Genomic DNA, 26,634 nt, shown 5'->3' with positions numbered 1-26,634 from the left:
AAAAATTTCTTAAGTTATGAAGAAAGCAAAAATATTTTTACTCAGCCTGATAGTGCTAATAGAATTAGGCTGTGCAAAAGAAACCACTTTGTCGCCTTTGGAGAGCAATAGTACACCGCCAGGCAAGGTAACCAATGTACAATGGACGGGGGGACCTGGTAGTGCTACCATTACCTATGCCCTGCCTTCAGATAGAGACTTGCTGTACATCAAGGCTGTTTACAACCTGGCTTCGGGCAGAGAAATGGAAGTGAAAGCTTCCTACTATGGACGAACCCTCACCGTAGAAGGTTTTGGAGATACAGATGAGCATGAGGTTAAGTTATATGCGGTGAATCGCAGCGAAGTAGCATCAGATCCGGTAACGATAAAGGTTAAGCCGCTGGAGAATCCCATATGGGGCGTTTTCCGGAGCTTGTCGATATCGCCCGACTTTAGTGGTATCAGGGTAGCTGCAAAAAATATATCCAAAGCGGATTTGGCTTTTGAGGTTTTTGCAGAAGACAGTACGGGAAAACTAAAGCCCGCAACCAATAATATCTATTCGTCAGCGGAAGATGTGATGCGCACTATCAGGGGTTATGACTCTATACCCAGAAGGTTTGCCGTTACAGTCAGAGATCGCTGGTTGAATTACAGTGATACGCTTTTTGCCCGAATAACACCGTATTATGAAACCGAGATTCCTCGTTCGGGCTTTAGAGCTGTTACATTGCCCGGCGACGTTGGATTACATGCATCAACACCTATGACGGGCATGTGGGATGGAATTGCAGATTGGTGGCCGGCGGTAACCATGACCAGCTCCGCAGTACTTACACCGCAATGGATCACATTTGATATCGGTAAACTGGCCACACTTAGCCGTGTACTGATATATGATTATGGTGAGTATATAAATGGCCGTACTTATTTCTACGCGGGTAATTTACTGGACTTTGAAATATGGGGTAGTAACAATCCTCCTGCCGACGGTAGCTTTAACAACTGGACAAAACTGGGCACTTTTAAATCTGTAAAGCCTTCTGGTACACCCTATGGTGTTAACACTGCAGAAGATTTAGAAGTTGCAAGGGCGGGCTTAAGTTATACGTTTGAACCAGGTATGCCGAAAGTAAAATACCTGCGTATCAAAAGCATCAAGAACTGGCAGGGCACTACCTATTTTGCCATCGCCGAAATACGTGTATTTGGGGATCCCCGCTAATCATAAGTACTATTAACACAAAAACTCATGCAGATGAACAGAATAAAAATACCTTACTTAAACGTCATGTTTGCATTGATGGTTTGTGCACTAATTGTAGTGCTTCCATCGTGTATGAAGGAGGATGATTATAAGAAATTCACAGAGGGTGGTGAAATTTCTTACACTGGAAAACTGGATTCCATTAAGGTTTTTTCAGGAAGAAACAGGGTGGTTATTCAGGGCTTACTTATCGCAGATCCTAAGGTAACCAAATGTGTAATATACTGGAATAACCGGGCAGACTCGGCGGTGATTCCGGTGACCCGTACCGAAAATGTGGATACCCTGAAAGTAGAATTAAGAAATATGCTGGAAGGAGTACATAATTTCACCATTTATACTTATGATAACCTCGGCAACCAATCTGTTCCAACGTATAAGTCAGGTAGAGCATATGGCGACAGATACATAAGCTCTTTGTCTAACAGGCCTATCAATAACGCCTTTACTGATGAGGCGGGTCTTACCAGTATAGAATGGGGAGTAATGGACCGGTTAAGCGGTATATTCGCGACAGATGTGACGTATACTGACGCATCTAATGAAAAAAAGGTTCTAAGAGTTCCTGTAGACTCTGCGCTTACCCGCCTGGATAATTTTAAGGAAAAAACAGACATACAGTTCCGGACAATGTTTATACCAGACACTTTATCCATCGACACATTTTATACAACTTCTACAACAAGGTATATACCCAAGTTCAGCCAGGCAGATATAACCACCACGTACCTGAAAAATGTTGGACCCAATGTAAATTACAGCTCTATCAACAGTGGAAACAGGTGGGGTATATTAAGCGACTGGACTTCCAATACCGCTATCAAAAATGCCAGCGGCTTTGGCGGATATGAAAGAAGAAGCAATGTAGGGTTTATTTCGCTTGAGGCTGGTTGGGGGCTCCCCAATGTAACAGATGGCAAAATATTCCAGACAATAACCCTTCCTGCAGGAAGCTATAGGTTTGCCGTAGTAATGAATGAGTTTAATAGCGGCGGCTCCAGGTATCTAAGTGTAGCTGCAGGCAATGATCTGCCTAACGCTGCTGATGTTACCGGAAGCAGCATTGCCTTTTCCAACCTGGAAAGCAAAGTATTGAATTTTACATTAACAGGGCCAACAACTGTCTCTATTGGGTTTGTATGTAGCCTAACCGGTACTTCGGGTACCGGTATGTATTCGAAAATAGCTTCTGTTAAACTATATTCCATACAATATCTGTAACATATAGGTCGCCGCCGCACAAATAAGTGCGGCGGTAATTTAATGCCAGTAACACAAAGTATAATATCCATCAGTTGATAAATAATTACATCATTTGGCTGCAGGCATTAAGAGTTCAGGAGTCTTTTGAATAAATACATTCTTTCAAAAGACTCTTTTAATTAGGCCTCTGCCTTGATATTTTGTAACTAATAAAATAACCGATGAGCTTAAGAAGATGTTTTTTATTTGTTGTAACTCTTTATTCATTTTTATTCCTTTACTCCTGTTCAAAAGAAGACGGGGCAAGGGAAACTCCCGATGAACCCATAGCTCCGGCAATAAGTTTGGCCACTATTACCACTGCAGACATCCATACGGTAACAACTATTGAAGCGATGGGTGGAGGCCGTGTAACCAGCAGTGGCGGAGGATCTGTTACAGAAAAAGGTATCGTGTTGGGTACCACTCCTTCGCCTACCGTAAATAATATAAAGTTTAATACGGCTACGGCTTCCGGTGACGGCTCATTCACCAGCAGGTTAACGGGGCTGTCTGCTTCTACCAAATACTATGTACGGGCATTTGCCATTAATGCTGCCGGAGCGGCCTATGGCAACGAAGTGTCTTTTACCACAGCATCAATAGCTTCAGCTACGTTTAATGTAGCGCCGCTTTTCATTATTGGTAGTTCTTTGGCGCACTGGGAAGTGGAGCTAACAACGGATGGCGGTGACCCTGTAACGGAGCGTGGCCTTTGCTGGTCGCTTACTGAAAATCCAACCATAGCAGATAGTAAAAGTATTGATGCCGGTAAAGGTTTGGGTAAATATACCGGGGCTATAACCGGTTTGCAACCTCAAACAGCATATTATGTTAGGGCTTATGCTAAGAATGGGGGAGGTGTCAGCTACAGCAGTGGTATGAAGTTTAAAACCATCCGTAAAGGCAACCTTACTTATACCTTCAATAAATCAGCTATTCCTTCAGCTGCGGAACAGGCGGCTTATGCCCGTTTGCAAATAGCTATAGATAGTGCTGTATGGTACGTCAACAACTATACATCGGCAGTAAAGCATGTATGGATCAACTATGTGCCCGGAGTGGCTACAGCAGATGCGAACAATGAAGGCTGGATGCGGTTTGGAACAGGAGAAGGGTATCAGAATCTGCGTACTATGTTACATGAGTTAAATCATACTTTTGGAACCGGCACTACCAGCTGGTGGACGGGTAAAATCGTGGGAGGCAAGTACCAGGGCAATTTTGCCAATGAGCTGCTGAATAAAATACAAAAATCCACCGGCGTTCAGCTCAGCGGAGACACCCAGCACTGGTGGCCATACGGACTGAATCAAAATTCGGAAGTTACCTCCAGTTGGGACTATGTGTTTAATTGCCTCCTCATCGAGCAAATGAGAAGGGACGGTTTGTCTGCAGCAGGTACATGGACTGAATAAAATGATGTGTTTAAATATGCGTTAACAACGGTTTGCCGATAATGAAAAGACCTTTATATCATAAAAATAATTGAAGATGAAAAAAGCAATGTCATTACTGTTAGTTTGCTTAAGTATAGCAGGAGTGTACGCCCAAACAAAGCCCGACTGGGAGAACCCGGAAGTATTTGCAATTAACAAAGAAAATACAAGGGCCACATCGCTGCCCTATGCAACAGAAGCGCAGGCGCTGCAGAATATTTACAGAACGTCACCCTACTACCAGTCTTTGAATGGTAACTGGCAGTTTTTCTGGACTGAAAAGATAGCGGACGTACCTGCTGATTTTTTTCAGGAAACGTTTAATACTGGCATTCTTTCGGGGCTTTCTACTAAAGGCGCAGGTAATAAAATATCCGGTAAGTCGGCAGGTTGGTCTTTAATGCCCGTGCCCGGTAACTGGGAGTTCAATGGTTTCGGTATACCTATGTATGTAAATACAGGTTTCGGGTTTCCCCAAAACCCGCCTTTCATTAATAAAGACGATTCTCCAACCGGCGCCTATCGTTATCAGTTTGATATTCCTCAAAACTGGGATGGCCGCAAAGTATTCCTTCACTTTGAAGGCGGCACCAACTCCATGTATGTATGGGTCAACGGCAAGAAAGTAGGTTATACCGAGAATGCTAAAAGCCCGGCAGAGTTTGATATTACGCCTTATATCCGGACCGGCAAAAATCTGCTGGCTTGTGAAGTGCATAAGTTCAGCGACGGCACTTACCTGGAAGACCAGGACATGTGGCGCCTGGGCGGTATTAACCGTAATGTGTACCTGTATAGCACTGCACCAACCCGCATACTCGATTTCTTTTCACATGCCGACCTGGATGCTGCCTATAAAAATGGCTTGTTCAGTACAGATGTGAAAATTAAGAACTATGGAAACAGTGCTGCGCCCCAAGCTGTAGAAATATCCATCTTCGATAAAGCAGGAAAAAAAGTATTTTCTCAAAGCAAGAAGCTGACCGTGCCAGCCGGCGCTACAGATTCGTTGTGGTTTGAGGGCATAGTAAGAAGTCCTTTACAATGGACGGCCGAAACGCCTCACCTTTATAACATGCTGATCACATTAAAAGATGGACAAAACCATATAATTGAAGCAACCTCTCACAAAATCGGTTTTAGAAAAGTAGAAATACAAGACGGGCAGGTGCTGGTTAACGGCAAAAAGGTGCTGTTTAAAGGGGTAAACCTGCATGAGTTTAATACGAACACCGGTCAGGTGGTAGACTCTGCTGTAATGCTGCGCAATATCCAGTTGTTTAAAGAGCTTAACATTAATGCAGTACGTACATCGCACTATCCCCAGCAACCGTTATGGTATAAGCTGTGCGATGAGTATGGTATTTACCTGGTAGATGAAACCAATCTCGAATCGCATGGCCTGGGCTATGGTCCGGATAACGTTTCTAATTTCCCCGAATGGCAGGAGGCTCACCTGGATAGGGTAAAGCGCCTGATCGAAAGGGATAAGAATCATGCCTCAGTGATCTTCTGGTCTTTAGGTAATGAAGCCAGTAACGGTAAGGCTTTTTTTGCTATGTATGACTGGGCAAAGGCCCGCGATAAAAGCCGTCCCGTGCAATATGAACAAGCTTATCAGCGCGATCGCAATACCGACATTATTTGTCATATGTATCCATCGTGGGAGAGTATGAAACGTGACGCTGCAAAGGATTTGAAACGCCCCTACATCATGTGCGAGTATGCACATGCCATGGGTAACAGTATGGGTAATTTCCAGGACTATTGGGACCTGATGCGCACCAGCAAAAATATGCAGGGTGGATTTATATGGGAATGGTATAATCATGGTTATAAAACAACCGACGAGCAGGGACGTGAATACTGGGCTTACGGGGGTGATCTTCATGGATATAACAAACTAAATGAAGGAAATTTTTGTATGGATGGTATTATAACACCTGATCAACAGTATCTCCCACATACGCATATAGTCAAGAAAGTATATCAGAATATACTTTTCGAAGCTAAGGACCTGAATAATGGTGTAGTTAATGTGATCAACGATTTTAAATTTGTTCCCATCACACCTAAAGATTACACCTACAAATGGGTGCTTTTGAAAAATGGCGATACAGCTACAACAGGAGGCTTTGACGTTACGGTAGCAGCCGATTCAAAGAAAGAAGTGAAACTTAATCTTCCTAAAATAAATACAGGGCCGGGTAATGAGTATTTCCTGCATGTATATGCTCTTACAAAGGAAGCATCAAAATTTTTGCCCCAAGGTTTTGAAGCTGCTAAAGGAGAGTTTGCATTAAGCAGCAATAATTATTTTGCCGGCAATGATGCCAAAGAAAATAAGGAATGGGAGAAGAAAGAAGAGGGCGAAAAAATTACCATAACTGCAAAAGGGGTTACTTATGAATTTCAGAAGAATTGGAGAGGGTTAACTTCATTTAATACTTCTATAGGATGGTTGTTTGGCAAACATCCCAAGGTAAATTTCTGGCGAGCCCCTACCGACAATGATTTTGGAGAGCAGGCTCAATACAACCTGCGCCTCTGGGATGCAGCGTCGCATAATCAGAAAACTACCTTTAAAGGTATAGAAGAAAATGATAGTGCTATAAGCTTTCTCTATGAGATCAAACCAACCGGCATTGAAGCGGTGACTCATGTAACTTATACGATTAACGCTGATGGGTCATTAACGATCGCTGCAAATTACAAGACCTCGTCTGCAGAGTTACCCGAATTAATGCGTTTTGGAATGAACATGGAACTGTCCAACAGGTTCAATAAATTTACCTGGTATGGTCGTGGACCCTGGGAAAACTATATAGATCGTAACCAGGATGCTTTTGTAGGCATCTGGAAAGGCCTTGTGGAAGACCAGGCATTTCCTTATTACCGCCCGCAGGAGGCAGGCAATAAAACAGATGTGCGTTGGCTGACACTTACAGATAAAGATGGCAAAGGCATACGCATAACAGGCGCGCAGCCGCTGTCGGTTAGCGCTACCAATTACCGCACAGAAGATTGGGACCCGGGCACTACCAAGAAACAGCAGCATGCTTCAGATGTGTTGGCGGCCGATCGTGTTATATTGAATATAGATCTATTTCAGAGAGGAGTGGGTGGTTTAAACTCATGGGGAGCAAAGCCTCTCGATCCATATCGTTTCAGGGAGAAAGAATATAGCTACCAATATACGATCAGTGTTATTCAATAATACTACACATAGACAAATAGGTCACCTAACCCAAGCGTACCGTTTCAACAGTACGCTTGGGTTAATTAAAGAACGGCTAAGAGAAGGTATATTTTCTGCGGTACTGATTAGCGTACAGCATGTATTGAAGCAATACGCTTCATTCTGATAGTCTATTCTTTAAGGAGCGATTGATAAAGGACATAGTTTTCCTCGTCAAAGCAAACAAAAATCACTTTTTGAATAACGGTTTTTGCCTGTATAAACTCCCGAACCGTTTGAATGGCAATAGGCGCCGCCTTGTCCTTAGGAAAACTATAGATGCCGGTACTTATATTAGGAAATGAAATACTGGTTACATTGTTTTCTTCGGCAAGTTTAAGGCTGTTGTAATAAGCGAGGCGCAGCAGCTCTTCTTCTCCGTGGCGGCCATTTTGCCAAACTGGTCCTACGGTATGTATCACATATAGTGCAGGCAAATTCCCGGCTGTTGTGATCACCGCCTCTCCGGTTTTACAGCCTCCTTGCCGGGCTCTTATTTTCCGGCAATCTTCAAGTATGGCGGGGCCGCCAGCCCTGTGAATGGCGCCATCCACACCTCCGCCTCCTAACAGCGAGGAGTTGGCTGCGTTTACAATGGCATCTACTGCAACTTTGGTGATATCACCCTTTATCAGTTCAATCATGTTGGCTATTTGCAAACTGAAGTTAGTGTATTTGGCTGGTGTGAAACATTGATAAAAAGTATTAAGTACATTTAAGTTTCCTAAACCCAGTTATATGTTTACCCGCTGTGTATCTTTTTTTGCTTTGATAGCCTTAGTTTCAATGATATCCTGCTCATCGCAGAAACCTGTTGCCCATCACGCGCCGCCAGCAGGCATACAACCAAACGCTGCTCCTAATGCTGTAAGGGAGTTTAGAGCAGCCTGGGTTGCCACGGTTGCCAATATCAACTGGCCCAGCAAGCCTGGCCTTTCTACCGGCGAGCAACAAAAGGAAGCCATAGCATTACTCGACTTTTTAAAGGAACATCATTTTAATGCAGTGATTTTCCAGGTAAGGCCGCAGGCCGATGCGTTGTATAAAAGCGCTTTGGAGCCCTGGTCTTATTATCTTACCGGACAGCAGGGAAGAGCTCCTGAGCCTTTATATGATCCGCTCGAATTCTGGGTCAAAGCTGCACACGAGCGCGGGCTGGAGCTTCATGTTTGGCTAAATCCTTACCGGGCGCATCATGTGGCCGGAGGCCCGATCAGTGACCAGTCGTTGGTTAAAACAAAACCCGGTCTGGTTGTTTCTTTAAAAGAAGGTTACTGGTGGTTTGATCCCTCGTTGAAGGAAACACAGGATCATGGTGTAAATGTAGTGATGGATATCGTAAAACGTTATGATATAGATGGTGTGCACTTTGATGATTATTTCTATCCTTATCCGTCTTACAACAAGAATGAGGACTTCCCTGATACGGCCAGCTGGAAAAAGTACCAGCAGGCGGGTGGAACCTTATCGCGTGGCGATTGGCGCAGGAAAAGTGTTAACGATTTTATTGAGCGTTTATATGGAGAAATAAAGAAGGAAAAGAAGCATGTGAAATTCGGGCTCAGTCCATTTGGAATATGGCGCCCGGGTTATCCCTCCTCTGTTGAAGGATTCGATCAATATGAAGAGTTGTATGCCGATGCTAAATTATGGCTCAACAAAGGCTGGATCGATTATTTCTCTCCTCAACTGTATTGGCCCACCAGCCGTTTAGCGCAAAGCTATCCTGTTTTATTAGGTTGGTGGTCGGGTGAGAATACGATGAACCGGCATTTGTGGCCGGGAATAAGTGTAGGCCGGGACACAAGTTCCGTAAATACTACAGAAGTAATCAACGAGATCATGATCAGCCGCGGCATTACACCTCAGAGCAGCGGTGTGGTGCATTGGAGCATGTCGTCACTTACCAGAAATCCGAAACTGTCCAATGCTCTGCTGGAAGGTCCCTATAAAAAGCAGGCTTTAGTGCCGCCGAGCAGATGGCTCGATAATGTTGCGCCTGTAGCCCCCAGGATTATGCTTAAAAAAGAGCCGGATGCGGTTATAGTTAATTGGACCCACGAAAATGCCGGGGATGTATTTCAATGGGTGGTATATTATCAATATGGCAAAACCTGGTGTTATCAGATACTGAACAGCGGAGAACGATCGCTCTCTTTAAAAAACGGCGAAGGGAAAAATACCCTGAATAGTATTGCTGTTAGTGCTGTAGACCGATCGGGTAATGAAAGCATAAAGACAACTATTTTTCCCGATATTGTACGTATTGAATCTCGTGCAGCCTGGAATGCCAGCGAACCGCGCCCTTATAAGCAACAGGTGCCCGTTCGCATTACGGTGCATCACGAGGGAGGCAAGGTGCTATCGGATACCGCCAGTGCAGCCACCCGGTTGAAAAATATTCAAACCTGGTGTATGGGGCCAGACCGGAAATGGACAGACATACCCTATCATTATCTTATTGCTCCCGATGGAACCGTGTATGAAGGTCGTAACCCGCTTACTGTTGGCGAAACCAATACCGAGTATGATCCTTCCGGTCACCTGCTGATCTGCTTTTTGGGCAATTATGGTCAGCAAAAAATGGATCAGCATCTGTTGGATGTACTTGCCAGGCTGATCGCTCACTTTTGTATTCAATATAAGATTGACCCCGAAACTATTTCAACCCACCGCGACCATAGCAAAATGACAACCTGCCCAGGCGAAAATATCTATCCTTATTTTCAAAATGGTTATGTGAAGAAAACGGTAAGAGAGTTACTGCAGCAAGCACAGTTGTAGTGGCAGTATGTTTATTTATGTTACAGGTAGCAGGTGCCGCTATTAAAACAAACATACCATCTATGTAACGTTGCTTTCCTATAATTTTGGTATAGCAAATTTTAAGTATGGCAATGAAATGGGTCAATTGTTTTTCGTCAAGAAGGTACGGTATTGAATATACAACGGAAGATGAAAGAAGCGATTTTGAAAGAGATTGGGACCGCATCATATTTTCAAGTCCCTTCAGGCGTTTGCAAAATAAAACCCAGGTATTTCCATTACCGGAGGAAATTTTTGTGCACAACCGTTTAACGCATTCGCTCGAAGTGGCCAGCGTAGGCCGGTCTTTAGGAGGATTAATAGGAGAACGACTGGCGCAGTTGCCCCAGGTGGCCGCCGATAGCCGGGCCGCAGACTTTTACAACAATAATCTGAAATATGTAATTGCCGCTGCCTGCCTGGCGCATGATATGGGCAACCCTGCTTTTGGTCATTCAGGGGAGGATGCTATTTCAAAATATTTCAGGAAAAGAGATACTGATAAGGCCGAAGATATCGCATTTAAGCAATTGTTTTCACCGGCGCAGTGGAAAGACCTCACTACATTTGAAGGCAACGCCAATGCTCTGCGTATTTTAACGATGCATCAAAACGGGCGGGCCAAAGGTGGCTTCCGCCTTACTTACAGCACATTGGGGTCTATCATCAAGTATCCCTGCGAGTCACTGGCATCAGGTGATAAGAAGTTGGCGCATCGAAAAAAGTACGGCTATTTTAATATTGATGAACCTGTTTTCCTGGCCATAGCAAAGGAATTAAATATGGTGATTGATGAAGGGAAGGAACTCATGGTGTACAAGCGCCATCCCTTTGTTTTTATAGTAGAAGCAGCAGATGATATTTGTTACAATATTATAGACTTTGAAGATGCTCATCGTATGGGCCTGCTCGACTATGAAGAAGTGCGTGATAGTTTTATTGCTATCATACAACACCATACCAGTAGTATTGAACGTGTAAAACAAATTGCGGAAGACCTGCGTGCTGATCCTAATGAATCGATTGCTTACCTGCGTGCCAAGTCTATCAACGTATTAATTAATAAGTGTACGGAAGTATTCTGGCAACATAAAGATGAAATTCTGGCGGGTAACTTCAACCAAAGTTTGATGGATGCACTACCCGAAATGCAGGATGCTTTAAAAAGGATCAATGAAGTATCCGTATCGAAGATCTATAACGCTAAAAAAGTAATTGAACTGGAGATCGCTGGTTTCCGTATTATGTCGGGCCTGGTGGAAGATTTCGTCACGGCGGCATTAACGCCTAAGGAAATAAGGGATAAAGAACACAAAAAGGTTCTGGAATTGTTGCCTCAGCAGTTCCGGTTTGATGAATCGGGTTCGCCCTATGAAAAAGTAATGCGTATGCTCGATTTTATATCGGGCATGACAGATGTGTACGCCTTAAAGCTGTACCGCAAACTCAGGGGTATTGAAATATAAAATATCCAAATAGCAGGCACCAAGCTTCATTAAGGGGTGCGCAACCGATTGATCTTTTTCTGATCATTATTCTACACTTATCTTTGATAAGACAATTGAGGTCCATTTTCATGGGAATGATAGACAACTGGTATTGCAATCACAGGGGACGACTTTTGGCAATTGCCTGCCAAAAGGGCTACAGTTATGAAGAGGCGAAGGACATCGTACAGCAATTCTTTTTGGATATGTTGCAAAAAGAGCTGGGCGATATCAAAAATCCCGAGGCATTTCTGCTTACTGCATTTAAAAACCGGTTAATTGACTTGTACAGGGCCGATAGATCTAAACCTGCATTTGAAGCAACCCCCGATGTGCCGTCTACACAGGATATTATCGAAGATTTGGAGTCAGACGCTGCGTTGGTAGAAAAAATTGCCAATGCCTATAAAAAGCTACCTGCCCGCTACAGGCGCGTCATTTATTTGAAATACTACCGGGGTTTAACCACTGAACAGATTGTAGAAGAAACCGGCTTTACCTATCAGACCATTTATAATAATCTTTCCAAAGGAATCCAGCTGTTACGGCGGAACCTGACAGATCATTCCGGCAAGGCAGCCAACCTGAAATTAGCGGCTTTACTCGGAATTTTATTTTCTCAGAATTTTTTTGAATAAAAGCGATTAGATTTTTAGTGGTTATCCGTCTATTTAATTAAACGGAGCGCTGCTATTATGCTTTATTCTGTAGAAGACCTGGTTATCAACGATTCATTTATTGCCTACTGCATGCAACCCGATACAGGTGACAGGTCGTTCTGGGATGAATACCTCGAGCAACATCCCGAGGCACTTCCCACCGTGGAAGAAGCAAGATTATTGGTACTCGGCCTGAAGCTGATGCTTCAGAAAAAACAAAATGAGTTGTCCGCAGGTGAAGATAAAACCGGGCATGGGCTTTATGTGCCGGACGCGATTATCCAACAATTGAATGCAGCAGATCATTCGCGCGGTGAAGTTTCCCGTAAAAGAAAATGGACCTGGGCTATAGGTGCGGCAGCTTGCGTGATAGTTGTTCTGGGTGTTTTTTATCAATCCCGGCAGTCTGTAACCAGTCAAAAGGCTGTAGAAACAATTGCATCAACGGCTGGTCCTGTTCAATCAAAGGCGGGCGAACTCAAAACATTAGAACTGCCCGATCATTCTACCATTACCCTGAATATGGGCTCCTCTTTGAAGCTTTCTGAAGGTTTTGCCCATACCAACCGGGACGTTTACCTGGATGGAGAAGCTTTTTTTGAAGTGACACATAATAAAAATCTCCCTTTTGTGGTACATGTAAAAGATTATAAAGTGAGAGTGTTGGGAACAAGGTTTAATGTAAAGGCGTATAAAAATGACAGACTTAGCGAAACCTCCTTGTTAGAGGGAAGTGTACAAATCATCGTAAATAAGAACGGGAAAGATGAAGTGTATAAAACATTAGAGGTAAATCAAAAATTTACAACCAAAGCCGACACTTCTACTCTGACTGCAATTACTAAAAATATGGAGGGAGCTGTAGTTCCTTTATCTTACTATGATGAGAAACAGGCTGTTGAAACAGCATGGACGAAGGATCTGCTCATTTTTGAGGGGCGATCTATGGAGGAGATTAAAAATATACTGGAGCGAAAATTCGGTGTGACGATCACCATAGCAGATAAAAAAGTTCAGCAGTATCTGTATTCTGCCAATTTTACTAACGAATCCATTGATGAAATATTAAAAGCTTTGCAATTGTCCTACCCATTTTCCTACAAAAAAGAAGGAAACACAATCATTATAAATAAATAATAAATCATGTAAAAAAGATCGCCAACAGAAAGGGAGAAACGGATTGCGGCCATTCCTCCCCCGGTAATGAAAAATGGAAGGAGAAAGCCTTCCACCTTTTAATTAAAACCAAAATAAAAGTATGAAAAAAAGTGCTTACTCGAATAGGCGGCTCCATGGGCTGCTTAAAAAACTGTTGTTTATGAAATTATGTATTGCCTTGCTATGCCTGACCGCTACGCATGTTGCAGCGAAAACGCTTCATTCACAGGAAACCGTTTCCCTGGATCTGAATAAAGCCAAACTCTCCTCGGTACTCAAAACAATAGAAAAAAAATCCGATTTCCGTTTTGCATTTAGTGACAAAATAGTTGACAGAATAGCCATCACCCTAAGGGTAGATGATGTACCGGTGCTGAATCTGTTGCCTACTTTGCTAAGCGGTACGGGTCTTGAGTTTCAAAAATTAAATGACAGGCTTATTGTGGTGCGGGAGAAAACCATAGCAACAATTGTTGTAAAAGGTATCGTTGCTAATAATAAGGGTGAAGCTATACCGGGCGTAACAATTACTTCTGACAAAGGAGCAACTACGGTTACCAATATAAAAGGGGAATATAGTATAGAAGTGAATGAAGATGCAGCGCTGACTTTTACGCATGTTAGCTATAAATCGCAAACTGTAAATGTTGGTGGTCAAACTTCTATTAATGTGGTGCTACAGGATGCCGAAAGATCTCTGGATGAAGTAGTGGTTACAGCGCTGGGTATCAAGCGCCAGGAAAAAGCCCTGGGCTATGCTACGCAAAAAGTAGGAGGCCAAAGCCTGCAAACCGTAAAAGGAGTTGACCTCGGTACTTCGCTTACCGGCAAAGTAGCCGGATTGGTAGTGAAAAATTCAACTGAGTTTAATGGTAAACCCAACCTCGAAATGCGTGGCGAAACTCCGTTAATCATTATTGATGGTGTTCAATACTCCAATGTAACATTGCGTGATATACCAACAGATGATATTGAAAGCATCGATTTCTTGAAAGGCCCCACAGCGGCCGCATTATACGGTGCCGATGGTAAAAATGGTGCGGTAATGATCAGCACAAAAAAAGGAAAAGGCAAAGGGTTGTCTGTAGACTTTAACAGCAACAATATGTTTACACTAGGGTATCTCACTATCCCCAAAGTGCAAACCTCTTATGGGCATGGCGAAAATGGTAAAATAACAGATGATTATGTTTGGGGACCCAAACTAAATATCGGGGACAGCGCTCTTCAGTGGAATCCGGTTACCAAAAAAGAAGAAATGATGCCCTTGATTACGCGGGGAAAAGATAACCTGAAGAATTTTATGCAAACGGGATTTGTTACCAATAACAATATCAGCGTTACGCAAACAGGCGATAATGGCTATTTCCGCGCGGGCCTCAACCACATTTATAATAAAGGACAGTTCCCCAATCAAACATTAAAGATCACGAACTTTACGATGAGCGGAGAAATGCGTGCCAGCAACAAGTTCAGCCTGGAAACACATATGGGCTATACCCGTAAAGAAGCACCCAATGTATGGGGGTCTGGCTATGGAGACCAGGGCTACCTGTACCAGATTTTGATGTGGACCGGGCCCGAATACGATCTTTCTCAATACAAAGATTACTGGTCAGTTAAAGATCAAAAACAGAACTGGTTGTATAAGAACTGGTACGATAATCCTTATTATATGGCTTACGAAAAGTTATGGGGCCTGAACCAGAATTTATTCAATGCCAGCTTAACCGCTAATTATAAATTCACGCCAGATCTTAAACTCATGCTCCGCAGTGGTTATGATTATTTTAAGGATGAAGACATCGTTCGCAATGCTATTGGAGCGATCTCTACAAGAGGGCAGAATATCAATTTTCGTTTGGATCCCGATCGCCTCGGCTCTATGAGCTGGAGCTGGAATGCCAAAGGACTTTACGGACAGCATCAAAGCTGGGGCTTTACTTCTACCACTGATGCGATATTAAGTTATCAAAAAAACTTTGGAAAATTTGGAGTAGATGTACTGGGTGGCGGATCTATGCGATACCTGGAGTTTCACCAGCAAGGCGCGCGCACACGTAACGGTTTAAATGTACCAGGCTGGTATTCCTTAGCGAATGCTATTCCTTCTACCGTATTAGGGCAAGATGCTATTGTAACCAACTTTGGTTTCGAACGTTCGCAGGTAAACAGCATGTATGGTAAGGCTACACTATCCTGGGATAATGCAGTTTTTATTGATGTAACCGGCCGGAACGATTGGTTCTCTACCCAGCCGGCCAAAGAGCGCTCCTATTTTTATCCTTCTGTTGCCGGTAGCTTTATTCTCTCCGAATACATTCCCATGCCACAATGGGTAAATATGTGGAAGCTAAGAGGCTCCTGGACTGTTTCAAAATATGCGGCAAGCATTTATGAGATCAACAGGGCATATACTCCGGGATCGGTGTTAGGCAGTGTGGCTGCTTCTTATCCCAATAACCTGTACCCGCTTGATCTCTTGCCAACAACCGAAAGAACCTGGGAGATTGGAACAGCGGCATATATGTTCAGACAACGGCTTCGTTTGGATGTAGCCTATTTTAATAAACTGTACTTCGACAGAAAGATATCACAGACTATATCTTCGGCATCAGGCTTCGCCGCTACATTAATTAATACCGGGGAGCAGCTTGTACGTCGTGGGATGGAGATTACCCTGGATGGTACAGTTATAAAAAATCAGAATCTTACCTGGAACTCCCTGGTCAACTGGTCGTTTCAACATCGGTATTACAAAAAGTTAGATCCCGTTTATTCTGCGGACGATGCTTTTACCAAAGTGGGAGGACGTTATGATGTCTACAAAAGAGATTTACTGCTTAAAGATCCCAATGGCAACATCATTCATCAGAACGGTTACCCGGTAGAGAGTGATTATCAATACCAGATGGGATATGGCGATCCCAATTTTTCATTCGGTTTTTCAAACACGGTTAACTGGAAGAACATCATTTTTGGTATATCGATCGATGGTCGTATTGGCGGTTTGATGTACAATTACATCTGGGACAAAATGTTTGATACCGGTGTACATCCTGATACTGATAACCAGTTTCGTTATGACGAAGTAGTAAACGGTCTGAAAAACTACGTAGGAAGCGGTGTAAAAGTGGTTTCAGGAGAGGTAAAATATGATAAGTACGGCAATATAACCAGCGACACGCGCCAGTATGCGCCCAACGATGTAGCAGTAGGATATCAAAGTTATATGCAGGATATCTCTGGAAAGGGCGAACATGGCGTAATGAGTGAAAGCTTTGCAAAGCTGAGAGAAATTTCCATCGGTTACCAGCTGCCCAAATCGTTCCTCGGCAATTCTAAAATTAAGAATGCTTCTGTGTCTTTAACCGCTCAGAATGTACTGTTGGTAACAAAATTTAAGTTTTCTGATCCTGACAGGGATACAGAAGATTTGAACGCGCCGTCCCAAAGAATGGTGGGTTTCAATATCAAATTAGGACTATAATCAAGTTACAGAAAATAAAAAAATATTATGAACCGCTCTATACATAAATACTTATTGCTATGCTGCATGGCCATTGCGACATTGATAAGCTGCAGCAAGTTTGACCAGATTAATACAAACCCCGACACTACTAATACTGCCAGGTCAGAATGGCTGGCTACCAGCATGCTGGGGTCGATCACAGTAAGTGATATAAGCTCGCAAAAGGCATTTGCACAGCCTTTCATGTTGAGTAAGTACACCATTTGGAAAGAAGGTGGTCCTGAATCTATGCAGTACAACCGGTTTGGACGCATCGATTTTAGTCGGCTGACTGTATTGCGTAATGTAGACCCCATGATAGCCAACGCTCCTTCTGAAGCCTTAAAGAATTCGTATACGGCCCTGGGTCATTTTATAAGGGCCTGGCAGTTTTTTCAAACCACCATGCGCGTAGGCGATATACCTTATTCAGAAGCCATAAAGGGAGAGTCTGATAAAAATATCAAGCCGAAGTATGATAGCCAAAAAGATGTTTTTAAGGGAATTCTTAACGAGCTGGATCAGGCAGATGAACTCTTCAAAACCGGCAGCGACTTTTCGGGAGATATTATTTACCAGGGAAAAATAGAGAAATGGAGAAAACTGGTCAACTCTTTCCAACTGCATGTTTTAATGAACCTGTTTAAAAAGACGGCTGACGCCGACTTGAATGTAATAGGTCGTTTTCAGAAAATTGTAGCCGAACGCCCCCTGATGGAGGATTATAACGATAATTTTGCGGTTACCTATCAGAATGCGGCCGGAAGTTGCTACCCATGGTCCAATACACCGGTTCAAACCAACCCGTTTATTATCTATTCCGCATTAACCACAACATTTGTTAATCCTTTAAAAGCCAGTCAGGACAGGCGCTTGTTTTATGTGGCTGAACCAGCCCCGGCGAAAATTTCAGGCGGAGGACAGGCTTCAAGCTATGACTCTTACCTGGGACTTGAGCCTTCTAATACAATGGCGGATATTGTAGCAGCGTATGGGTCAGGCAATTTCTCTGATTTTAACAGGCGCTATGTAAACCTGTTTAATGCAGAACCGGTAGGGCTTCTTTGTGTGTGGGACGTTAAATTTCTTTTGGCTGAAGCAAGGATAAGAGGATGGATCTCAAGTGCCACTGCCCAGTCGTACTATGAAGCAGGTATACAGCAGTCAATGAAGTTCCTGGTGAAATATACTCCCGAGGCGTACAGGCATGGTGTAACCATGGACGATGCTTATATAAACAGCTTTCCATCCACAGCAGGAATTGCATTAACCGGTAGTAATGAAAACCAGATCAAACAGATCATTACACAAAAATACCTGGCTGGTTTTTTACAGAATTGTGATTATAATGCCTGGTATGAAAATAGGAGAACAGGTTACCCCGAATTTGTTTTAAACCCAGCCACCAATCTTAATACGCCCTCTACAAAGTTCCCGCTTCGCTGGCTGTATCCTTCCACCGAGTTAACGAATAATAGTGATAATCTCGATGCTGCTATTAAAAGCCAGTATAGTGGTAATGATAATGTAAACGAAACAATGTGGCTACTCAAGTAAGGAGTTAATAATATAATTTTAGAGCATCATGGCAATAGACTTTTCGAGGAGAGATTTCTTAAAAAAAACAGGACTATTGGCGGGCGGCGCGGGTATATTTTCCGCGCTTCCCGGCTCCGTCCAAAAGGCAATGGCAATTAACCCGGCAAAGGGATCTACTTTTGAAGATGCGGAGCATATTGTATTGCTGATGCAGGAAAATCGCTCCTTTGATCATTGCTTTGGCGCATTAAGAGGAGTGAGGGGGTTTAATGATCCGCGTACACTTAAGCTTTCCAATGGCAACCCGGTATGGTTACAAACCAATAAGGCCGGGCAATCTTACCTTCCTTTTCGCCTGGATATGCAGAATACAAAGGTAACCTGGATGGGTGGGCTGCCCCATACCTGGAAAGACCAGGTGGATGCCAGAAATTATGGACAGTATGACCAATGGCTAAATGCAAAAAAAACGGGCTACAAAGGTTTTGAAGATAAGCCCATGACACTGGGTTACTATACCCGTGAAGATCTGCCGTTTAACTATGCGTTGGCAGATGCTTTTACTGTTTGTGATCAGCATTTTTGTTCATCGTTAACAGGCACTACCCCAAACCGGCTTTACTTTTGGTCGGGTGCGCTTCGCAAAGATGGGCTGGCTGAAAATCCTGCCCTGGTACGGAATAATGAAGCGGATCATAATGCAGAAGTTGATTGGAAAACGTTGCCTGAGCTGTTGCAGGAAAATGGTATGTCATGGAAAGTATACCAGAACGAACTCAGCATTCCATCCGGCCTTAGCGGTGAAGAAGAAGCCTGGTTAGGCAATTTTACTGATAACGACCTGGAGTGGTTTTCCCAATATCATGTACGCCGGTCAAAAAAATATGAAAGCTATCTGAGTAGTAAACTGAATGAGTATGATAAGAGTCTCGCAGAGTTGAAAGAGCGGCTCGATAAAAATCCGGGGGATGAAAAGGTACAGCGTGTATGGAAGGGCTTAGACGAAAGAAAAAAATACTACATCAAAGAATTAGATCGTTGTCGTGAAGAACTTAAAAAGCAGTTAAGCGACCATGAGGAGGCTTTGCATAATAACGCTTTTGTAACCAATGAGGCCGACCCTGATTATCATAGTCTCGAAGAAATAGAATATGATCATAAAGGAACCCAAAGAAAAATGCGTATTCCAAAATCTGATGTGCTGGCCAATTTCAGGAATGATGTAAAAGGAGGAAAGCTTCCTGCAGTAAGCTGGTTGGTGGCGCCGCAATATTTTTCAGATCATCCTTCAGCGCCCTGGTTCGGCGCCTGGTATGTATCGGAAATATTGAATATCCTTACTCATAACGAAGAGGTTTGGAAGAAAACGATTTTTATTTTAACTTATGATGAGAACGATGGGTATTTTGATCATGTATTGCCCTTTGTTGCTCCCGATTATAGAAATCCTGATACCGGAGCTGTTTCTGCAGGTATCCGTAATATCGCCAATGAGTTTGTAACTATGGATGACGAGATCCATCAAAAGAAGGTATCTCAAAAAAACGCACGCGAACATGCCATTGGCCTTGGATACCGGGTACCGTTTATTGTAGCCAGTCCCTGGTCAAGAGGCGGCTATGTAAACTCGCAGGTTTTCGACCATACCTCTGTAGTACAGTTCATTGAAAAATTCGCCTCGCGTAAAACGGGCAAAAAGCTGGCGCTAAGTAATGTTTCGGATTTCAGGCGAGCTGTATGCGGAGATCTGTCTTCTGTTTTCAGACCTTATAACGGAGAAAAAATGCGCCAGCCCGATTACCTGGAAAGAGACGTATACCTGCAACAGATCGATGAAGCCCGGTATACACCGGCACCGGAGGGAATACATCCTGTTGATGAAGGAGAAATGCAGGTACTCAGGCAAAATCCTGCTGCCGCAAAAAAGTACTTCAGGCAGGAAGCAGGTACTAAACCTTCAGCTGCCTTACCTTATGAGTTGTACGCCGACGGGGTTGTAGAAAATAATAAGATGCTGTTTAACTTCAGTGCAGGCAAAGCCTTGTTCAAAGAAAGATCGGCAGGGTTCCCCTTAGTGTTATATGCTTACGAACCTTATGCGATTACTGGTAATGCAAAAAAAGAGATAAACCGCAACTGGTCATTTGCTATAGCGCCCGGAGAGCAACTGGCTTATGAGGTTCCATTAGAAGGATTCGAAACAGGCAGCTATCATTTTGCATTATTTGGGCCTAATGGTTTCTTTCGTGAATTAAAAGGTAATGGCGGCAATGCAACGGCTATCCATACAAGCTGTAGCTACGAATTGATCACTTTGAAAAATAAAAGACAGATCCGGCTCTCCATTAATAATTCTTCCGGTAAGCCAACAGAGGTTTATGTAAAAGATAATAGTTATGGCCAGCCAATTATTAAACGAATGGTGGCTGCAAAAACAACAGCGGTGTTGATTTTACCGGTTGATAAAAGCGGTGGCTGGTACGACTTTTCAGTTTTGCAGGCCAACGATAAGGCTTTCGAAAGAAGATATGCCGGCCGGGTGGAAAATGGAAAAGACTCTATCAGCGACCCCGCGATGGGTTAATTATTTGCGTCTTGCTTTAGGTATAAATTTTTGATCGTTCTCATCTGAGTCTTTATAATGCTTTCTTGTTTCTATCAGTTTTTTATGCATCGTTTTTTTCACATCAGCATAAGCGGGATCATTGTAAACATTATTTAGTTCTTCAGGATCTTTTTCCAGGTCGTACAATTCCCATTCATCTACGTCGTAATAAAAATGGATGAGTTTATAACGGTCGGTACGAATACCATAGTGTCTTTTAACCATGTGAATGGAGGGATACTCATAATAAGTATAATAAATGACATCTCTCCATTTCTTTTCTTTGCCTCCCGCCAGCTTTCTAAAAGAGGCGCCCTGCATGTCCCTAGGAATGGTTACGCCGGCATAATCAAGTAAGGTTGGTGCAAAGTCGAGGTTCTGTACTAACGCATCAGAGCGGGTTCCTGCAGGTATTTCAGCCGGGTAGCGCACCAATAACGGAGTTCTTAAAGACTCTTCATACATAAAGCGTTTATCAAACCAGCCATGTTCTCCCAGGTAAAATCCCTGGTCCGAAGTATAAACGATAATGGTATTCTGATCCAGGCCATTCTCTTTTAAGAAATCAAGCATCCGGCCTACACCATCGTCTACTGCGGCAACAGTACCTAGGTAATCCTGCATATAACGCTGGTAACGCCAGCGCATCAGCTCCCGGTCGTTCATAGAAGGATATTTCATTTTAAAAGCAGCCATAATCGGATTGTACACACTGTCCCAGGTTGCTCGTTCGGCGGGCGTCATGCGACCGAGATTGTTATTAAAAGCGGCTTTATCCCAGTTCAGGTATTCTTTAATACCTAGTTCATCCATCAGCGCTGGTGGAATTTTATTATCTCCGGCCCAGTTCATGTGCTTTAAAATATTCATCTCAGCAGTGCGGGCAGCAGTGCCTCTGTTGGCATAGTCATCGAAAAGTGTTTTAGGCTCGGGCACGGTCATACTGGTATAGGCAGATAAATGCCTGAGTGCCGGTAACCATTCGCGATGAGGCGCCTTTTGATGATACAGCAAGCAAAAAGGCTTTTCCTGGTCCCGGTTTTTAATCCAGTCGATAGCCATATCGGTAGTAAGATCTGTAACGTAACCTTTTAGTTCTTTCTTAGTACCGTTGATAATAAAATTAGGATTGTAATATTCACCCTGGTCAATCAAAACCGCTGAATGATCAAAGCCCTGGGGCAAGCCATCCATATGTATTTTGCCTATCAACGCTGTTTGATACCCATGCTGCTGTAATTGCTTGGCGAAGTTGTCCTGGTTCCAGTTAAACCGGGCTTCATTGTCTACCTTGCCATTAACAAAACTATGTTTGCCGGTGAGCAGTACAGCTCTGCTGGGGGCGCAAAGCGAGTTGGTAACCGTAGCCCTGGTAAATAAAATGCCTTCTTTTGCCAGCCGGTCAATATTCGGTGTTTTGTTCAATCCATATCCATAAGCGCTGATGGCCTGGTATCCATGGTCGTCGCTCATAATGTAAACAATATTGGGTCTTTGCTTTTTTGAAAGATTAGACTGTCCTTTCACACTTTGGCAGGTACAGATAACTATCAGGCTCCAGAGTATTTGATTTAAATCCGGCTTCATGTGATTTGTTTTATCAATAAATGTACAAAACAAATATGGGCCGCAGAGGTGCTCTGTTTATTAAGCACGCAAGTTTTAAAAAGTTAATACCGGGGTAACGTATAATAATAAACAGGTATCAAAATTATTATTACATATAGTTTACCCTCCCCCTTCCAGCCAGTGGGGACACTGGCCAGGGCTATGCTGAGGTTTGTGTCTCACAAACCAGTCGGATGCATTTAAATAAAATTGACGCCGGTTGGGCATAAAATAAAAAAGGGAGAAGATAAGAATACCCCCTCCGTTGTTTTACATGAGAAAAAGTTAAATCAGCCTATTGTCTGGCCGATCGTGTAGAAGCCTATTTGTCGCCTCTTTTATATTTTGCTACTAACTCAGTATCGCCAATGCTGTTAGCATTAATATGAGTGTAGGATTTATCATCTTTTAAAACAATGCGATAGTTAACGCCGTTTTTATTGGCCACTTCAGTTACGCCAAATACTTCTTTACCTTTATATTCTTTTTTTACGGCATAAAGAACATTGGATGGCAGGTTGTTCTCGCCATAGTAACGAATAGTTTGGATGAGATTGCCTTTTGCATCAATGGTAGCGCGGGACTTAATGCCGTCACTGGTGAAAAATGCTTCATAAGTATTTCCCGTATTGGTCCATTTTACATTGTCTGCATCTTTAAAAAGCTGGTTAAAAGTTTTCTCAGCTTTTTCAGTTACCGGTTCAACAGCTGACGCAGCGGCGTTAAAAGCCAATGTCAGTATCATCGCTGCAGAAAGAATTAAGTTTTTCATTGTAATAAGTTTAAATATTTTGTTTATTATTTTTTAATTGTTTCACAAACATACGCCTGGTGCAGGGCCTGGGTCAACAGCTAAATGGTAAACAGTACTTAAATTACCGGTGAACAGCGGTTTTGCCTGGGTGAAATTCCTGATCCTATGCAACCATGGTTTGTTTCTTTGTTTTTAATTTAGAGGAGTAATGCATTAATCCCGTCTCGATATATATAATTCGCAGAAATTCAAATAATGTTACAGTGAAAGGGAAAGATTTTTAAAAAAAGAATAAAATGCTTGAAAATTCATTTAGGCTGCTGCTCAAAAATTATACTGATGACGGTACTATAATAGACCGGTATTGGAGCGAGATCAACACCTGTTATACAGAACCACATCGGCATTATCATACGCTTTCACATCTTAATAATTTTTTGAAAGAGCTTACCGGTATTAGAACTGAATTAGAGAATTGGATAGCTATACTATTTGCTCTTTATTATCACGATATTATCTATAATCCCCTTCGATCTGACAATGAAGAACGAAGTGCAATTTTAGCCAGGGAAGGAATGGAGCAGATAGCTATTCCTGAAGTTACTATCGGGGAGACAGTGGACTGTATAATGGCCACACGGTCGCATGAGGTAAGTGATAACCCCGATATTAATTATTTTACGGACGCAGATTTATCAGTTTTAGGACAGGCTCCTGATATTTATAAACGATATAGTAATGATATAAGAAAGGAGTATGACATATACCCGGATGTGGTTTACTACCCGGCCCGCAAAAATGTACTGTTGGGCTTTTTACAAATGGGGCGCATTTTTAAAACAGATTTCTTTTACAACAAATATGAGGAACAGGCGAGGGTAAATATAAAGGCCGAAATTACATTGATTGACAACAGTAGCCTGTTATAATATTTCAGTATTATATGTGCTACCGTATCTTTGAGAATTAATACAATGAGTATGGATGTGAGAGATGCCTATAATGTATGGGCGAATCAATATGACACTAATAAAAACAGGACGAGAGATCTGGAAGCAATATCGTTAAGGGAAACGCTGAATGATATTCATTTTGATCGCTGTTTGGAAGTAGGCTGTGGTACAGGTAAGAATACGCAATGGTTATTGGCCAAAGCCGGTAGCATAACCGCCGTAGATCTTTCTGAAGAAATGTTATCAAAGGCAAAGCAAAAAATTGATGCATCAAACGTAACTTTTAAGCAGGCTGATATAACGAAGGAATGGGATTTTGCAGAAGGCTTATATGATCTGGTTACCTTCAGCCTGGTATTGGAACATATAGAAGCGTTAGATCCTGTTTTTGAAAAGCTTTCGGGTTGTGTTAAACCAGGAGGTTATGTGTATATAGGAGAGTTACATCCGTTTAAACAGTATTCAGGAACCAAGGCAAGATTTGAAACAGAGGAAGGGACTGCTATCGTTACTTGCTTCAACCATCATATTTCTGATTTTACGGGCGCTGCTGCCAGGAACGGGTTCGGGATCGTGAATATATCTGAGTATTTTGATGACAACGACAAGGCTACCACGCCCCGCATTCTTACATTATTGCTTCAAAAAAGTTAATCATGGCATGGTGATGTATCTTAAAGATCGGGATGATCTTCTTTTACCCTTCTTTTACTTTTGAGATATTTGTTATAAACAATCTCCTGCATGGGCCTGCCCGCTACCTTGCTTTCCAGCCACGAAATGATATCCAGGTAAGCTAGTGAGCGGGTTTCAAAACGGTTGCCCTCCAGGTGCTGTACCTTCTCCAGGAAGTGTTCAAACTCGGGTTTTAACTGGCGGTTGGTAAACTTGAAGGAGTTGCGTAAAAAGCGGAACATTTCCTGCTCAATGATCGTCAGGTTTTTCATACGCGACATATAACGGAATACCGAACGTGTTAATGAATCCATTAGTTCCAGGTTACCCAGCTCGTAATGGGCCAGTAAATGCATTAACCGGGCGTAGCATTGTAAATCCGTTCTTAACTCTGATGAGTCGTTAATGATCTTTTGCAGGTAATCGATACAGGTGCTATAATCTCCGGACAGATAATAAAGCAGGGCAATCTTATAGGTAATCACCATTACCCTGTGTTTATCGAGGAAGAGATCATATTCCGCCATTTTTTCTTCGATCCCGGGAATGGCTTTTAATCCTTCATCGCATAAGCCCGTGATGTTGTAGAAATTGATCTTGGCACCTGCTATATAAACAAAAGACTGAACAGTGAAGTTCTCATTATCCTGTACCCGCTTGGTTTGTGAAAATTCCTCAAACTCTTTTAGTACCGCTCTTAGCTCGGCGTAATTGCGTAAGTCAAAGTGGGCATTCAACAGGCTATGGTAACCTTTAACCAGGTGGCCGGTTTCCACGCGCATCATGTTTGGCATCTCCTTAAACAGGTCTACCCATTTCTGGGCGTAGCGGTAATACATTAAAAAGTCCTGCCTGATAAAAGCATACCAGGTATAACATTGATAATAGTAAAGTCTTTCATAAAAACCTTCCTGCTGTCCCGAGCCCGAAGGAAGCGATTGCCTGAAAAACTTCTTCACCTTTTCTTCCTCATCTTCATTGCGGGCATGCCCGTTGGCAATAAAGAATCCGTACATCTGTAAAGAGAGGTTCGAAAGCCGGGTAATCATATCCAGTTTGCGGTTAGCCGCATTGGCTTCATCCGATAACTCGTCAATACGTGTTTTAAACGTATCCGTTACATTGAGCGCCTCAATTCTTTTTTCCAGCGATAGTAAAAGTGGTAAAAAGAAGAACTTCTGATTCACTTTAGCCACTTCCTTCGCCTTGTCTATCGCGCGCAGGCTTTGAAAGAACAGTCCCTTTTTGTAAAGAATATGTGCTGAATCGAATAGCTCGTTTAATTGCAGGTCAAGACTATCATTACTTTTCAGTAAACGTAAGCTTGCCAGCAATTCTTTATACAGGTGTGACTTGAGATTGGATAACTGGGGTTTGGTAACCCCCTTCATTTTTTTAATGAGCACTTTTTCATCGTAAGTGTCCATTTTGTCCAATACATCAAACAGCTTAATGATCTTTAGATCTTCATTACCCGAGCTACGGGTAATATACAATTTAAAGTGCCTTTTCTCTGCTTTCTCTAAAGAAAGAATCAATTGAAACAATATGTCGCTCGGCTTCTTCGGCATTTAAACAAAAATAACTTTAATAGTAAAAAAAACAATAAATATTGTTGAACATAACTGAAAAATAACTCCGAATTGATTGTTTAATAAGCTTTTTTGATGGATGAGGATGTATTTGACATGCTATTATACTGCATAATTAGT

Annotated in this window: 17 protein-coding genes; 13 read left to right on the top strand and 4 right to left on the bottom strand. The window is 42.7% G+C overall.

Going from position 1 to position 26,634, the window contains the following annotated elements; all coding sequences use genetic code 11:
• The first annotated feature begins 16 nt into the window (after positions 1–16).
• From ACLOAU_RS05420 to ACLOAU_RS05405, 4 genes are all read left to right on the top strand, one after another.
• Complete coding sequence (locus ACLOAU_RS05420) at positions 17–1,207, top strand: DUF5000 domain-containing lipoprotein (RefSeq protein WP_427860835.1); 1,191 nt, start codon at positions 17–19, stop codon at positions 1,205–1,207.
• A 33-nt stretch (positions 1,208–1,240) separates the two neighbouring features.
• Positions 1,241–2,470: a DUF4998 domain-containing protein gene (locus ACLOAU_RS05415; RefSeq protein WP_427860834.1), complete on the top strand. Its 1,230-nt coding sequence runs from the start codon at positions 1,241–1,243 to the stop codon at positions 2,468–2,470.
• A 203-nt stretch (positions 2,471–2,673) separates the two neighbouring features.
• On the top strand, positions 2,674–3,909 hold the full coding sequence (locus ACLOAU_RS05410; protein ID WP_427860833.1) for a hypothetical protein: 1,236 nt from the start codon (positions 2,674–2,676) through the stop codon (positions 3,907–3,909).
• Between the two features lie 76 nt (positions 3,910–3,985).
• Positions 3,986–7,147, top strand: a complete 3,162-nt coding sequence (locus ACLOAU_RS05405) for a glycoside hydrolase family 2 TIM barrel-domain containing protein (protein ID WP_427860832.1) — start codon at positions 3,986–3,988, stop codon at positions 7,145–7,147.
• A gap of 152 nt (positions 7,148–7,299) precedes the next feature.
• Here ACLOAU_RS05405 and ACLOAU_RS05400 read toward each other — a convergent pair whose 3' ends face one another.
• The gene (locus ACLOAU_RS05400) at positions 7,300–7,812 is read right to left on the bottom strand and encodes an O-acetyl-ADP-ribose deacetylase (RefSeq protein ID WP_427860831.1); all 513 of its coding nucleotides are present in this window, start codon (positions 7,810–7,812) and stop codon (positions 7,300–7,302) included.
• A 94-nt stretch (positions 7,813–7,906) separates the two neighbouring features.
• Here ACLOAU_RS05400 and ACLOAU_RS05395 point away from each other — a divergent pair, with 94 nt between their 5' ends.
• The 7 genes from ACLOAU_RS05395 to ACLOAU_RS05365 all read left to right on the top strand — a co-directional run bounded on the left by ACLOAU_RS05395 (position 7,907) and on the right by ACLOAU_RS05365 (position 20,911).
• Positions 7,907–9,952, top strand: coding sequence for a family 10 glycosylhydrolase (locus tag ACLOAU_RS05395; protein ID WP_427860830.1), 2,046 nt, complete (start codon positions 7,907–7,909; stop codon positions 9,950–9,952).
• A gap of 107 nt (positions 9,953–10,059) precedes the next feature.
• The gene (locus ACLOAU_RS05390; protein ID WP_427860829.1) at positions 10,060–11,439 is read left to right on the top strand and encodes a deoxyguanosinetriphosphate triphosphohydrolase; all 1,380 of its coding nucleotides are present in this window, start codon (positions 10,060–10,062) and stop codon (positions 11,437–11,439) included.
• Positions 11,440–11,549: 110 nt separating this feature from the next.
• Positions 11,550–12,098 (top strand): RNA polymerase sigma factor, encoded by a 549-nt coding sequence (locus tag ACLOAU_RS05385; RefSeq protein ID WP_427860828.1) that lies wholly within the window; start codon positions 11,550–11,552, stop codon positions 12,096–12,098.
• A gap of 57 nt (positions 12,099–12,155) precedes the next feature.
• The gene (locus tag ACLOAU_RS05380; protein ID WP_427860827.1) at positions 12,156–13,256 is read left to right on the top strand and encodes a FecR family protein; all 1,101 of its coding nucleotides are present in this window, start codon (positions 12,156–12,158) and stop codon (positions 13,254–13,256) included.
• 181 nt (positions 13,257–13,437) lie between these two features.
• Positions 13,438–16,767: a SusC/RagA family TonB-linked outer membrane protein gene (locus ACLOAU_RS05375; protein WP_427860826.1), complete on the top strand. Its 3,330-nt coding sequence runs from the start codon at positions 13,438–13,440 to the stop codon at positions 16,765–16,767.
• 27 nt (positions 16,768–16,794) lie between these two features.
• Positions 16,795–18,345 (top strand): SusD/RagB family nutrient-binding outer membrane lipoprotein, encoded by a 1,551-nt coding sequence (locus tag ACLOAU_RS05370; RefSeq protein WP_427860825.1) that lies wholly within the window; start codon positions 16,795–16,797, stop codon positions 18,343–18,345.
• 28 nt (positions 18,346–18,373) lie between these two features.
• On the top strand, positions 18,374–20,911 hold the full coding sequence (locus tag ACLOAU_RS05365; RefSeq protein ID WP_427860824.1) for a phosphocholine-specific phospholipase C: 2,538 nt from the start codon (positions 18,374–18,376) through the stop codon (positions 20,909–20,911).
• Here the strand turns inward: ACLOAU_RS05365 and ACLOAU_RS05360 are convergent, their stop codons facing one another.
• Positions 20,912–22,519, bottom strand: a complete 1,608-nt coding sequence (locus ACLOAU_RS05360) for a sulfatase family protein (RefSeq protein ID WP_427860823.1) — start codon at positions 22,517–22,519, stop codon at positions 20,912–20,914.
• A gap of 343 nt (positions 22,520–22,862) precedes the next feature.
• The gene (locus ACLOAU_RS05355) at positions 22,863–23,312 is read right to left on the bottom strand and encodes a hypothetical protein (protein WP_427860822.1); all 450 of its coding nucleotides are present in this window, start codon (positions 23,310–23,312) and stop codon (positions 22,863–22,865) included.
• Between the two features lie 278 nt (positions 23,313–23,590).
• Between ACLOAU_RS05355 and ACLOAU_RS05350 the strand changes: the two genes are divergently transcribed.
• The gene (locus tag ACLOAU_RS05350) at positions 23,591–24,223 is read left to right on the top strand and encodes an HD domain-containing protein (protein WP_427860821.1); all 633 of its coding nucleotides are present in this window, start codon (positions 23,591–23,593) and stop codon (positions 24,221–24,223) included.
• A 51-nt stretch (positions 24,224–24,274) separates the two neighbouring features.
• Positions 24,275–24,901 (top strand): class I SAM-dependent methyltransferase, encoded by a 627-nt coding sequence (locus tag ACLOAU_RS05345; RefSeq protein WP_427860820.1) that lies wholly within the window; start codon positions 24,275–24,277, stop codon positions 24,899–24,901.
• Positions 24,902–24,921: 20 nt separating this feature from the next.
• Here the strand turns inward: ACLOAU_RS05345 and ACLOAU_RS05340 are convergent, their stop codons facing one another.
• Positions 24,922–26,493 (bottom strand): hypothetical protein, encoded by a 1,572-nt coding sequence (locus ACLOAU_RS05340; protein ID WP_427860819.1) that lies wholly within the window; start codon positions 26,491–26,493, stop codon positions 24,922–24,924.
• Positions 26,494–26,634 lie beyond the last annotated feature (141 nt).

The sequence above is a fragment of the Paraniabella aurantiaca genome, assembly GCF_050309965.1.
In the GTDB taxonomy this organism is placed as follows: Bacteria; Bacteroidota; Bacteroidia; order Chitinophagales; family Chitinophagaceae; genus Niabella.
The sequence above is the reverse complement of the archived record's forward strand: the minus strand, read 5'-3'. Positions and strand labels throughout refer to the sequence as shown.

Bases quoted from the DNA above. Each gene is read 5' to 3' on its own strand.
- ACLOAU_RS05420 (WP_427860835.1), top strand. From the start codon at position 17: ATGAAGAAAGCAAAAATATTTTTACTCAGCCTGATAGTGCTAATAGAA.
- ACLOAU_RS05415 (WP_427860834.1), top strand. From the start codon at position 1,241: ATGAACAGAATAAAAATACCTTACTTAAACGTCATGTTTGCATTGATG.
- ACLOAU_RS05410 (WP_427860833.1), top strand. From the start codon at position 2,674: ATGAGCTTAAGAAGATGTTTTTTATTTGTTGTAACTCTTTATTCATTT.
- ACLOAU_RS05405 (WP_427860832.1), top strand. From the start codon at position 3,986: ATGAAAAAAGCAATGTCATTACTGTTAGTTTGCTTAAGTATAGCAGGA.
- ACLOAU_RS05400 (WP_427860831.1), bottom strand. From the start codon at position 7,812: ATGATTGAACTGATAAAGGGTGATATCACCAAAGTTGCAGTAGATGCC.
- ACLOAU_RS05395 (WP_427860830.1), top strand. From the start codon at position 7,907: ATGTTTACCCGCTGTGTATCTTTTTTTGCTTTGATAGCCTTAGTTTCA.
- ACLOAU_RS05390 (WP_427860829.1), top strand. From the start codon at position 10,060: ATGGCAATGAAATGGGTCAATTGTTTTTCGTCAAGAAGGTACGGTATT.
- ACLOAU_RS05385 (WP_427860828.1), top strand. From the start codon at position 11,550: ATGGGAATGATAGACAACTGGTATTGCAATCACAGGGGACGACTTTTG.
- ACLOAU_RS05380 (WP_427860827.1), top strand. From the start codon at position 12,156: ATGCTTTATTCTGTAGAAGACCTGGTTATCAACGATTCATTTATTGCC.
- ACLOAU_RS05375 (WP_427860826.1), top strand. From the start codon at position 13,438: ATGAAATTATGTATTGCCTTGCTATGCCTGACCGCTACGCATGTTGCA.
- ACLOAU_RS05370 (WP_427860825.1), top strand. From the start codon at position 16,795: ATGAACCGCTCTATACATAAATACTTATTGCTATGCTGCATGGCCATT.
- ACLOAU_RS05365 (WP_427860824.1), top strand. From the start codon at position 18,374: ATGGCAATAGACTTTTCGAGGAGAGATTTCTTAAAAAAAACAGGACTA.
- ACLOAU_RS05360 (WP_427860823.1), bottom strand. From the start codon at position 22,519: ATGAAGCCGGATTTAAATCAAATACTCTGGAGCCTGATAGTTATCTGT.
- ACLOAU_RS05355 (WP_427860822.1), bottom strand. From the start codon at position 23,312: ATGAAAAACTTAATTCTTTCTGCAGCGATGATACTGACATTGGCTTTT.
- ACLOAU_RS05350 (WP_427860821.1), top strand. From the start codon at position 23,591: ATGCTTGAAAATTCATTTAGGCTGCTGCTCAAAAATTATACTGATGAC.
- ACLOAU_RS05345 (WP_427860820.1), top strand. From the start codon at position 24,275: ATGGATGTGAGAGATGCCTATAATGTATGGGCGAATCAATATGACACT.
- ACLOAU_RS05340 (WP_427860819.1), bottom strand. From the start codon at position 26,493: ATGCCGAAGAAGCCGAGCGACATATTGTTTCAATTGATTCTTTCTTTA.